This is a genomic window from Okeania sp. KiyG1 (genome assembly GCF_014132355.1).
Classification (GTDB): domain Bacteria; phylum Cyanobacteriota; class Cyanobacteriia; order Cyanobacteriales; family Microcoleaceae; genus Okeania.
In genome coordinates this window covers 13,362-25,619 of sequence record NZ_BLZO01000105.1, presented here as the reverse complement: position 1 = coordinate 25,619, position 12,258 = coordinate 13,362, and the positions used below count along the sequence as shown (strand labels likewise).

The window sequence follows — 12,258 nt, the reverse complement described above, 5'->3', positions numbered from 1 at the left end:
TCTTAATTATTCGGTAATATCATGTCCGGATAATTAGTTATAAAAACTTTCTCCTTCAACTCCAGTTCTTCTTCTTTCTTCCCTCTTTCCTGCTGACTCCTGACTTCCCCTCCTGGGAGGAGGGACGAGGGTGGGTTGACTCCTGACTCCTCCGTAGTTATTTATTTATCACTGTTTAACCGGACATGATATAACGTGGATTTGAGCCCCCATCCAAAAATATTTTGCCTTAAAAGGCGGGGTTTTAGACCCAATTATTTTGATAAAAAAAATTACTGGGAACTATCAAACCAATACTAATGCAGGATGGCAGAAATAACTAACCAGTTACAAAATCTTAAAAGCCTTACCAATCAATACTTTTAACTTTTGACTTTTGACTTTTGACTTCCGCGTAGCGGCACTAATTAGTCAAATAAATTAACCGATCGCTAAATTAATTAGGAAATAAAAATGACTGCAACAACATTATCATCAGGAGATATAGCCATTATTGGCTTTAACTTTGATAACCCTGACGAATTTGCTTTTACACCATTAGTAGATATTGGTGCAGGTACAGAAATTAATTTTACCGATAACGGTTGGCAAGCTGATGGTACCTTCAGAGCTACTGAAGGCACTTTTACTTGGACAGCACCAACAGATATTACTGCTGGAACAATAATTAATCCTACCATCAGTAGTATTTTATTCTCAGCTAGTGGCGACCAAATTATTGCTTATCAAGGGGATAGTAGTAACCCCACCTTTATTTACGCCCTCAATAGTGAAGGCAACCCTGGAGTATGGCAGTCCAACTCCACCAGTTCCAATACTTCCGCTCTACCCACAGGTTTAGTTAATGGTGAAACAGCAGTAGCTTTAGACGAAATTGATAACGCCATTTATACAGGTATTACTTCTGGAACACAAGCAGAATTATTAGCTGCTATTAGCGATAACTCTAATTGGTCTGGAGACAATGGCAATAGACAAACAATGCCTACAGATGCTTTCACAATTGGTGGTGGTGGAGGAACAACCCCTTTAATTAGCGAATTCCAACCCAATCCCACAGGCACCGATCCTGCTCAGACAACCTTTGAACTCAGTGGGACTCCAGGAGATTCCTTTGATGGTGTAATTGTTAGTATTGAGGGCGACCCTGGTAACGCAAATCCAGGAGACATCAATAGTTTTGAGTCGGTTTCAGGTACTTTCGATGCTAATGGTTTGTTGAGTTTCAGTATTAATGATATAGAAAACCCTTCATTTACAGTAGCGCTTTTGTCTGAGTTTACAGGAGATACCTCTACTGACATTGACACTAACAATGATGGCGTAGCAGATGACCTATCAACTTTTGGTACAGTTTTTGATGCGATCGGCGTACCTGATACAACAGGTGATGAAGCTTTCCTGTATGGTACAGACCTCGGTGGAACAGACTTTACCTTTACAGGTGATGAACCAAGACTGATATTCCGGGATGGTAGTGTAGGAGACCTTTATGCCATCAATGACCCAGATGATGGTGAGGTTTTTGATATTAATGGGACTGACGTGACTCCAGCCATTTTTGATACTGACCCCACCATTGGTACTGATACCTTTGGAACTATCAACCCTAGTGTTGGTAGTAGCGCCTCCAACCCAGTCATCAATGAAGTATACGTTAGCCATACTGGAAGAGACGACACTGAATTTATCGAAATATTTGGCACACCTGGTACATCATTGGATGGCTTAAGTATTATTGGTGTTGAAGGAGATAGTGGGTCTGCAATTGGCACAATTGATGCTCGAATTGACTTTGACTCAACCTATACTATCGGCGACAATGGGTTTTTCTTAATTGGAAACCCCATAGGTTTAGCAAATAACTATGCAGTTACTCCGAATTTTGATATCAGCAGTAACTTCCTAGAAAATAGTAGCTCGACTTTTGCTTTAGTTGAAACCAGTAGTATTTCTGGTACTTCTGTTACAGGTACTGAAGTTGTTCTCGATACTGTTGCTCTTACGGATGGTGATGCAGGAGATACTTTCTTCTTTGATGCTCCTGTTATCGGTCCAGATGGTCCATTTTTACCTGCTGGTGCCCGTCGAGTCAGCGATGGAGTGGATACCGATACAGTTAGCGACTTCGTAATTAGTGACTTCTTCCTGGGTGCGGATAGTACTCCTACTGCTGGAACTTTTGATAATGGTGGCGGTGAAGAACCAACTTTAACTCCTATCTACGACATTCAAGGTGCAGGTCACACCTCCACCTTAGAAGGTCAAGCAGTTACTACCACAGGTATTGTCACAGCAGTAGATACTATTGGTTTCTACCTACAAGATCCAACAGGAGATGGTAATGATGCCACCTCTGATGGTATATTTGTCTTCACTGGTTCAGCGCCTGGAGTCAGTGTAGGTGATGAACTACAAGTTGATGGTACGGTCTCTGAGTTTACTCCTGGTGGTACTTCTACTGGCAACCTATCAACTACTCAAATTAGTAGTCCTACAATCACGAATCTTTCCAGTGGTAATACTCTTCCTGATGCAGTCATTATTGGTTCAGGTGGTCGCGTACCTCCAACGGAAAATATTGATGATGATGCTTTTGCCAGCTTTGACCCGACAACCGATGGCATTGACTTCTTCGAGTCTTTAGAAGGAATGCGAGTCACTGCTCAAAATTTAGTTGCAACTGCTCCCACAAACCGCTTCGGTGAAATCTTTACTGTTGTTGATAATGGTGTAGGTGCTACAGGAATTAGCGATCGTGGTACGCTCAACATCAGTCCTGACGACTTCAACCCAGAGAAAATCCAGATTGATGAAGATACTGGAATTTTACCAGGTTTTAACTTACCTCAAGTTGATGTCAGTACTGAACTTGGAGATGTTACTGGGGTGGTTTCTTATGATTTTGGTAATTTCCAAATTCAACCCACTCAGTCATTTACCGCTGGTAGTTCTACTATTCAAGCTGAAGTTACCAACATTACACCGGAAAACGATCAACTCACAGTTGCTAGTTACAACGTTCTCAACCTCGACCCCAATGATAGTGATGGGGATACAGATGTTGCTAATGGTCGCTTTGACACTATTGCTAGCCAAATTATTAACAATCTGAATACACCAGATATTATTGGACTACAAGAAGTTCAGGATAATAACGGTTCTAACAATGATGGTACTATTGCTGCGGACGAAACTCTCCAGACTTTGGTCGATGCGATCGCTGCTGCTGGTGGTCCAGATTACGAGTTTATTGATAATACCTTTATTACAGATGGTGCTAGTGGTGGTCAACCTGGTGGAAATATCCGGACTGCGTTTCTGTATAATCCCGATCGTGTTGGTTTAGTTGATGGTTCTGTTCAAACTATTGGAGACCAAGATTCTGGTAGTGCTTTCGATGGCGCTCGTCTACCACTGGTTGCCGATTTTGAGTTTAATGGTCAAGAAGTCAGTGTTGTTAGCAACCACTTCTCTTCCAAGGGAGGTAGTGCGCCAATTCTGGGTGTCGAACAACCTTTTGATACTCGTCAGGAAGACACTAGCGTTAACGGTAGTCTTGATGAGCGACAAGCTCAAGCAAACGCAGTCCAGGGATTTGTTGCAGATACTCTAACTGCTGACTCCAATGCAAATCTTGTAGTGCTAGGAGATTTCAATGAGTTTGAGTTTGTTTCTCCCCTGAATACCCTGGAACAAAACCTGACAAACTTAACGGAGACACTACCTGAGAATGAGCGTTATAGTTTCATCTTCCAAGGAAATTCTCAGTCTCTAGATCATATTTTGGTGAGCGATCGCTTGAATGAAGGCGCTGAATTTGACATTGTTCATGTGAACAGTGAATTTGCTGAAACCAATCAGCGAGCAAGCGACCACGATCCATTAATTGTTAGTTTGAATTTACCAACTCCTGGAGAAGTAATTGAAGGTACTCGGCGTCGGGATAATTTGATTGGAACCGATGGTGATGATAGAATTACTGGTTTCCGAAATCGAGATGTTCTCACTGGTGGCGGTGGTGACGATACATTTGTCTACACTAGCATCGTAGATGCAAGAGATATCATTACTGACTTTGAAGTAGGTAGCGATAAAATTGACCTAGCTGAAGTATTGGATGGTGTTGGTTTTGTTGGAGTAGATCCCATTGCTGATGGTTATGTGGGTTTCCGTTCTCGTCGTGGAAATACTATCGTGACTATCGATCCTGATGGTACTGCTGGCAAGGGTCGTGCTCGCTCTTTCTTGTTAGTGCAAGATGTTAATCCTGCGGAATTGAATAATCCAGAAAATTTCATTTTTCCAGATATAGTTCCACCTGAACTAACCTAGTGGATATGATGGCGATCGCTTACTTAGGCGATCGCTCTTTCTCTGAATCTTCAGACTATGGAAAAAAACTCAAACTTTGAGTGATTTGGCTCAATTACTGCGTCTTAAATTTTCTTTCAGACATCAGTACGATCGCTCTTGCTATTGCTAGTAAAGTTTTGCACAATAGAGAAAAAGCAAGTAATTTTTATGCCTGCCACAGTCTAGAAGTTATAGGTGCATAATAACTTTTAAATTTACCGAAGAATTAATAATTAAATAATTAAATAATTAAATAATTAAATAATTAAATAATTCAGGTTTAAAGCCTCCTCTTTCAAGGGAAAAAAATAAATTTTTTCCTTTTATTCAATCCTCTCCCTAAAAGGAAGAGGTAATTATCAATTATCCATTATCAATTATCAATTATTGAACCAACCAACAAACATTTGCTCCTTTTTACTAAATAAAACCATGACTAACATCTTTCAAAAGTTATCTTTCGTTACTACAAGTGCAGTTCTTGGCATCGCTGTAATTAATGCTAATCCTGTTAATGCTGCTTCAATTATTTATGATTTTGAAGTTAATAATTTAGATGGTTCTTTAGCAGGTGAAACATACTCTGGATTTTTTGAATTTGATGATTCTGCATTAACTGGAATTGGTGAAGAATTTTTATATGTATCAGAACTAAGTTTCGATTTTCTGGATGTTAACTACACCGAAGCTGATGGTTTTCCTGAAGTAGTATTTTTTGACGGTGATTTCCTGGGATTGAATTTTGAGACAGATGCTGAATTTTCTTTTTTAGAAGGCTTATCTGACCCTAGTGACGCTTTATTTTCATACGATATTCCTGGACAAGAAGGTGGTTTTGGAGATATCACATACACTTTACGTCAAGAATCTCCAGTATCTACACCTGAACCAACTGCTGTTTTCAGTTTATTAGCTTTAAGTGCGGCGGGTTGCAGTGGTGTTTTGAAGAAGAGAAAGTAAACATCATTATCAAAAAATGCAGCATTATATCATGTCCGGTAGCATCGGTATTGTATGGCAAAGGTAAGGAAGAAGGAAGAAGGAAGAAGGAAGAAGGAAGAAGGAAGAGAGAAGAGGGAGGAAAACTACCCTCGCAAGAAAAAAACCATTATTTCCTGTAGATATTCACCCTTGGGTTTACACAAACGATATAAACGGACATGATATTATTTTTTCATAGATATCCAATAAAGAGGAGTCAGGAGTCAGGAGTCAGGAGTCAGGAGGGAAGAAGAGGGAGTTTTCAACTATACAGCAGTTTTCCTGCACCTTAGACCACAGTAGGGACTTTCCATGTAACGTCCCTACCATATTTTGCTCGTGACGATGTGGTTTATTGATTTGAAAAGCGCTGTAAAACTCAGACAACGCCAAATTTTTTCCTCCTCCTTCTTCCTTCTTCCTTCTTCCTTCTACTATAATCAAAAAAAAACAAGACGCTCATGCTGCTATTTTGAGCAACAGAGCGATCGCTGGAATAAATAATTATACTATGTCGTCGATTAAGGATTAACTTCACTCTCACCTACGGTAGAAGCAGGAGTATCACCAACAGCATTCTGTGATGGTTGTATAAGTTGCTGCTGTTTATTGCGAAACTGTGTCGCTGCATCATTAATACTGTCACGTTGTTCGAGCATATACTCTTTCATATTCCGGTTATTTCCCAGTCTAGAGTTATGAATAATGTCGAACATATTCAACCCACCGGAACCAGTAAAAGGGTCTGGGTTATCTACGGTTTGCAAATCCTTTAGAGGATTAACTGTATTAGTGCCATAAGATTCAGCGAAAGATGGTTGAGGTAGGAATATAGTTATTATTCCTGTGGTTAAGGTGCTGAAAATGATTTTTGTCAAAAGTTGAGTAGACATAAGTCGTATCGTAGTTTTTTTAAGAAACTTCAGATAATAGCATACCACTGTTTTAGGTAGTGGTGCATTGTAATGTTCCTGCATTATCCGACAATGTTTTTTACCAGGCAAGGCAGTGGGAGCATCTTGCTCCCGTGCCCGGTATTCCTTTTTTGCTGTAATCATTACGCTCCGCAGGACTAGCTTATGTCAAGCCTCTTGCTTTTCTAGGTCATGCTGCGCAAACAGCTAGAGGTACTGATAACTGATAACTGTTAACTGTTAACTGAAATGACCCACCCGATCAAATCAACTTAGGCAAACCGACGACGTAATAAAGGTTGAATTGCAACTAAAGTCACTATATCAAAGACCAACAGTACCAACAATGCTGCACCAAAAGAAATATCAGCAAAAGGTGTTTCCATGATTATACTACCAATAGACCAGTCACTATGTAGATACAAATAGCGAATAGGCTCGATCGCGTAAGTCAAAGGATTTAAACTTGCCACTACCTGTAACCAACTAGGCATAAAAGATAGAGGTGCTAGAGCAGTACTAGCAAATAGTAAAGGTAAGTTAGTTACAAAAATAACTGCCAAAAGTTCAATGTGACCCGGTAAAGCAAAGGCCAGACCCAAACTTAAACCAGTTACGCCCAAAACCAACATTAGGACAATCAGGGCGATGGTAGCTAATCCTAATGTACCTGGTAATCCAGCACCCAAAAATGTACCAGCACCGATGATTATTGCTGACTGAATAAAACTCAGGGTGACAATAAAGGTAGCTGAAGCTAAGACAATAGAAAAGCGGGATGTTAATGGAGCAACCAGTAGGCGGTTGAGAAAGCCAAATTCTCGGTCAAACATGACTGGCAAACCAGCATTAAGGGCACCAGCAAAAGCGGTGAAGACAATAATACCAGCACCAAGAAATTGTCCATAGTTTTGACTTTCACCAAATAAACCTTGAGGTACATTTTGGAAAAGTGCCCCAAATAGGATTAACCACATCAGGGGTTGGATAATTCCAGCTATTAATGTCGAAGGGCGTCGTTTTAGTTGGATAAATAACCGACGGGTTAATGCTAGAGTTTCTTGGAAGAAATCTCCCACTACAGAACCGGAGGTTAAGGGTGTCGTTTTAGTGTCAGACAACTGACTAATATTTGGTTGGGAAGGAGTAATTGTACCACTCATGTTAGATTTTAGATATTATTAGTGCAGAATGTATGGACAAAATATAATACGGTAATGTGGAAGTTAAAGACTTTTAACTTATTATTAATATTTTTCCACCGTATGAATGGCTTTTGTCTAATACACTGGTAATTTTAACACTGCTATTTAGAAATGGCAGAATAGGGGAAGGAAGAAGGAAAAATGAAGAAGAAAGAAGGAAGAAGGAAGAAGCAAAAGTCTTGCTTTATCTGAGTTTTAAGTTTTTGATCTGTCCTAATCATTGCTTCGACTGCTATAAGAATTATTAAAAAATCCTGTAGGTTGGGTTAAGCGCTAGCGTAACCCAACAAACCCAAAATGCCCCATGTATTTACCTGACTCAACTCAACCTACACAGATACAAAATATACAAAAGGAGTTGTTGGGTTTATCCTGCGGATAAGCTCCGCTAACCTGCGTCAACCCAACCTACAAGGTTCCAACTTTTTATCAAAATAATTAGCAGGGCAAAGAATGTAGGTTGGGTTAAGCGCTAGCGTAACCCAACAAACCCAAAATGCCCCATGTATTTACCTGACTCAACTCAACCTACACAGATACAAAATATACAAAAGGAGTTGTTGGGTTTATCCTGCGGATAAGCTCCGCTAACCTGCGTCAACCCAACCTACAAGGTTCCAACTTTTTATCAAAATAATTGGGTCGCGCAACCCCACCTTTTAAGGCCAAATATTTTTGGAGCGAAGCTCAAATTCCCTACTTCCCCTCCCCTCCTGGGAGGGGTGAGGGGTGGGTGGGGAGGGGCTAGGGGTGGGTTAACTTCTGACTTCTGACTTCTGACTTCGTTCAACGCTCTTAATTTGGATTTTGCCACCCTTCAACAATGGCGACTCCCACATTAACATAAGGATTATCTAATAATTCTTTCAGAGCTTCTTTGCCTCCTGCTTGTAATGCTCCGACAAAACGTTGCCGTTTGCTTGGCGGAATGGCAGCGGTGACAAATACTTGTTTTTCTGCATCTGTCGCATCGGGATTATTTGATTCCAACTGTTTCAATAACTTTTGAATCTCATCAGCAGCTTCCGCTAGGGTTTGCTTTTCTTGGGAACCATAGTTATTTTGGGTTCCGATAATCTGACTGCCACCTTCAGCATTCTCGACTACGTTACCACTACTTTCACTTTGCCCTTCAACTAGATTACGAAGAGTTGCTTCTCTCAAGTCATATTTTGCTCTGTAAGAATCAGTCATGCGTTTATTCCTTGTATTAGAGTTAAATTCAGTGTTAGGGTTAGTTTCAATATTAGGATTTACTTCAATATTTATATTATTATTTTTCTCGACAATCAGCAATTTAATAATTTCCACTAGATTCAAATTCTCACCATTTTTGGATAATTCCGACCGAGAGTTTAATCGCTGAATAAATTGGTCGCTGACAACATGGTCTTTTGTTTCGGCTGCATTTATTAATAATTTCTCTCGTAATAACAGTGCTTCGTTATAGGGTAACAAAGTTGCTAATAATAGATAAACTCCTCGAAATCTGGGGTCATTAATATGTTGTTCTAATTTTTGATTCCCCTCACCGAAAAATGTCTGGACAATAAAATATTCTTGAATTTTATCATGGCGGAAATACCATTGGGAACCAGAATTACCTTCTACATGGCGTTGACGGCGCAAAACCATTTTGTAGTTTTCCATGCAATGTAGCTCTTTTTTCCACTCGGACGGAATATTAATTTCATCGTTGAGGCGCATTTGATATGCTGTTTCGGCAAATTCTGTTAGGGGAAAGGAATCAAAATTAATCTGCTCGTATGCTGCTGCCATAACGTTATACTGCTGTTGTTGCAGGTTAAGCAAGTCGGGGTTTTTCCCCTGAGCAAGAATTTGTGCCACAATAGTTAAATCCATGGGATTCGATAATAAGCGACGGACTGCTTTGCGCTCTTCCTCCGACTGTTTGTTTGAATTGAAGGTTTTTTCCAGGTATTCTTCGCAAGCTTCCTCATACTCAGATTGGGAAATTGATGTTTCTGCGGATGGGGTAAACTGACGAGTCTGGAGAAACTGTCGAATTTGCTGACGTTTTAATGGTTGGAGAATATAGGTTTTGGTGGCGGAGGGTGGAATCCAATCTAGGGGTTGTGTTGCTAGGAGAATATGACCCCGGAAATGACGCTCGACGAAATAACTGATTTTAGTGCGGGTGTCGGGGGTGACTTCATTGAGACCGTCGATACAAATTTCTAGGGCGTTGTTATAGATGAGATTTTCTAGGAATTTGCGGTCTGTTTGAGAAATCGGAATTTTGGCTTGGATGGCAGCGATCGCTCCTTGGGAACATTTGCTGGCAGGTAGGTAAACCACTAGATTTTTGCAGTTTTTCGCCCAGTAGCGCAGGAACATGGATTTGCCGAGACCTGATTCTCCTTCAAGGATAATGGGAGATTGCACTTTGGCAATGGCGGTTTTGATGGGTTGGAGGTTGTGGGTATTTTTGAGGCAAACGTTGGAGTCGGGAAAGTAATCTTGGGGGTTGAAACTGTCGAGGTTGGCGTCTGCTATGAGGAGGGGTTGGAAAGGGGAGAGGAGTCGGTGGCGGAGGAATGGTATCCAGGTGAGTAATAAACCGATGTAACCGAGTCCGGCAATTCTGCGAATCTGGGGATGCCAGAATAGGGTTTGAATTTCGGGAGATTTGGGATAGAGGGAGAGGAGGATGAGCCAAGTTATGGCGTGAAGGAGTAGAAATTTCCAGATGTAGGAGAATATTTGTATTCCTTTTAATATCTTGATTTTTGTGTTTATGGAATCAGCATGAGTAGACTTGGCAGCTTTTAAATTTTGGTAGTGGGTTGTGAGGAGGTTAATGTCTTGGGGTTGCCATTGGACGCGATCGACTACTTGGGCAATTTGTCTTTCTAATTCTGGGCGTAATTCATCTAGGGTTTCGGTTGCTTGCCAAATTTCGGCAAAGAGCTTTAAGACTTTTTTGCCTTCTTTGCGAGTATTGTCAAACTTATTATTTTCATAGGGATATTCTTGAGGTGAACCCAACCATTGAATTAAGGTAACGGTGTTAGATTCTCCGCCACTGACAAAGTAAGCGATAAAACGAAGCCCTGCTTCTTCATAGCTGCTCTTAAGGGCTGCATTTAAAATCGGTAAAATTTGCTGAGTATTCAATTTTCCTATCTGACTTACTGCTGTTGCTGCTGCTTCACGGACTCTCTCTTCATCATCACTCAACAACTGTTGTAACTGGGGAATAAATTTTTTAGCCTCCGACCCCATCTTATTTACTACCTTTGCTGCTGCTTGACGGACATAGGAATTATCATCGCTGAACAACTGCTGCAACTGGGGAATCAATTGTTTAGCCTCCGAACCCATCCTACCTACTGCCTCTACTGCTGCTACACAGACAGAGGAATTATCATCGCTGAACAACTGCTGCAATTGGGGAATCAGTTGTTTAGCCTCCGAACCCATCTGATCCACTGCCCATACTGCTGCATAACGGACATCCGAATTATCATCGCTGAACAACTGTAGCAACTGGGGAATCAATTCTTTGGCCTCCGAACCCATCCTACCCACTGCTAGTGCTGCTGTATAACGGACATCCGAATCTTCATGGCTGAACAACTGCTGCAACTGCGGAATCAATTGTTGAGCTTCCGAACCCATATTACCCACTGCCCTCGCTACTGCAGAACGGACATCCGAATTATCATCGCTAAACAACTGTAGCAACTGGGGAATCAATTGTTTAGCCTCTGACCCTAAATTACCTACTGCTGTTGCTGTTGCTTCACGGACACGCCAATTTTTATCACTCAACAACTGTAGCAACTGAGGAATTAATTGTTGAGCTTCCGAAGCCATATTATCCACTGCCTCTGCTGCTGCTTCACGGACTCCCTCTTCATTATCACTGAACAACTGTAGCAACTGGGGAATCAATTGTTGAGCCTCCGACCCTAAATTACCCACTGCTATTACTGCTGCATAACGGACAGACAAATAATCATCGCTGAACAACTGCTGCAACTGAGGAATAAATTGTTGAGCCTCCGACCCTAAATTACCCACTGCTGTTGCTGCTGCATAACGGGTAGACCAATTATCATCACTGAATAACTGCTGCAACTGGGGAATAAATTGTTTAACCTCCGAATCCATATTACTCACTGCTAATGCTGCTGCATAACGGACACGCCAATTTTTATCACTCAACAGCTGTTGCAACTGAGGAATCAATTCTTTAGCCTCCGACCCCAAATTACCCACTGCTGTTGCTGCTGCTTCAAGGACAAACGAATCTTCATCCTTCAGCAACTGCAGTAACTGGGGAATCAATTCTCTAGCCTCCGACCCCAAATTACCCACTGCTGTTGCTACTGCTTCACGGACATCCGAATCTTCATCCTTCAGCAACTGCTGCAACTGTGGAATCAATTCTTTAGCCTCCGACCCCAAATTACCCACTGCTGTTGCTGCTGCCGCACGGACATCCGAATCTTCATTGCTCAACAATTTTCCAATTTGTTCAACCCGCTCCGACGGAATTTCAACAGGAGGTTTAAGGTCATACCTAGACATTTTCTTCAAAGCCTCAACCCAAACATCAGGGTCAGAATCATCCAACGCCGCCAACATTCCCTGAAGTTGCCAGTCTTCCGGCGATGACTTCTCAGAAGCTCGAACATGACCCAAATTTATCACCAACAGCACCAACAACAACAGCAGCAAAAAACGCCATTTACGGAGAAAGGAGTTACAGAGTTTCATCATCGTTAGATTGAGAGATATAGCAATTCCCAAAGTTATGAGGTAAATTTACGATC

Annotated in this window: 9 protein-coding genes; 5 read left to right on the top strand and 4 right to left on the bottom strand. The window is 41.3% G+C overall.

All coding sequences use genetic code 11. The features are described from left to right. Positions 1-453 precede the first annotated feature (453 nt). From SAGCYANO_RS24825 to SAGCYANO_RS45580, 4 genes are all read left to right on the top strand, one after another. Positions 454-4,335, top strand: a complete 3,882-nt coding sequence (locus SAGCYANO_RS24825; RefSeq protein WP_237396655.1) for an endonuclease/exonuclease/phosphatase family protein — start codon at positions 454-456, stop codon at positions 4,333-4,335. An 80-nt stretch (positions 4,336-4,415) separates the two neighbouring features. Next, positions 4,416-4,559 (top strand): hypothetical protein, encoded by a 144-nt coding sequence (locus SAGCYANO_RS24820; protein ID WP_202222530.1) that lies wholly within the window; start codon positions 4,416-4,418, stop codon positions 4,557-4,559. Between the two features lie 229 nt (positions 4,560-4,788). Next, complete coding sequence (locus SAGCYANO_RS24815) at positions 4,789-5,316, top strand: hypothetical protein (RefSeq protein WP_202222529.1); 528 nt, start codon at positions 4,789-4,791, stop codon at positions 5,314-5,316. Continuing rightward, on the top strand, positions 5,286-5,477 hold the full coding sequence (locus tag SAGCYANO_RS45580) for a hypothetical protein (protein WP_237396654.1): 192 nt from the start codon (positions 5,286-5,288) through the stop codon (positions 5,475-5,477). Before SAGCYANO_RS24815 ends, SAGCYANO_RS45580 begins: the two co-directional genes overlap by 31 nt. A gap of 91 nt (positions 5,478-5,568) precedes the next feature. Here SAGCYANO_RS45580 and SAGCYANO_RS24810 read toward each other — a convergent pair whose 3' ends face one another. The 3 genes from SAGCYANO_RS24810 to SAGCYANO_RS24800 all read right to left on the bottom strand — a co-directional run bounded on the left by SAGCYANO_RS24810 (position 5,569) and on the right by SAGCYANO_RS24800 (position 7,414). Beyond that, positions 5,569-5,781 carry a hypothetical protein gene (locus SAGCYANO_RS24810; RefSeq protein ID WP_202222528.1) on the bottom strand — a complete coding sequence of 71 codons (213 nt, stop codon included), beginning with the start codon at positions 5,779-5,781 and terminating at the stop codon, positions 5,569-5,571. A gap of 77 nt (positions 5,782-5,858) precedes the next feature. Continuing rightward, entirely contained in the window at positions 5,859-6,395 is a 537-nt protein-coding gene (locus SAGCYANO_RS24805) for a hypothetical protein (protein ID WP_202222527.1), read from the bottom strand. A gap of 128 nt (positions 6,396-6,523) precedes the next feature. Next, on the bottom strand, positions 6,524-7,414 hold the full coding sequence (locus SAGCYANO_RS24800) for an ABC transporter permease (protein WP_202222526.1): 891 nt from the start codon (positions 7,412-7,414) through the stop codon (positions 6,524-6,526). A 113-nt stretch (positions 7,415-7,527) separates the two neighbouring features. On the opposite strand from SAGCYANO_RS24800, the gene SAGCYANO_RS24795 reads away from it, so the two are divergent. Beyond that, positions 7,528-7,704, top strand: coding sequence for a hypothetical protein (locus SAGCYANO_RS24795; RefSeq protein ID WP_202222525.1), 177 nt, complete (start codon positions 7,528-7,530; stop codon positions 7,702-7,704). A 547-nt stretch (positions 7,705-8,251) separates the two neighbouring features. On the opposite strand, the gene SAGCYANO_RS24790 is transcribed toward SAGCYANO_RS24795, so the two are convergent. Further along, on the bottom strand, positions 8,252-12,235 hold the full coding sequence (locus tag SAGCYANO_RS24790; protein ID WP_237396653.1) for a sister chromatid cohesion protein PDS5: 3,984 nt from the start codon (positions 12,233-12,235) through the stop codon (positions 8,252-8,254). Positions 12,236-12,258: the final 23 nt, after the last annotated feature.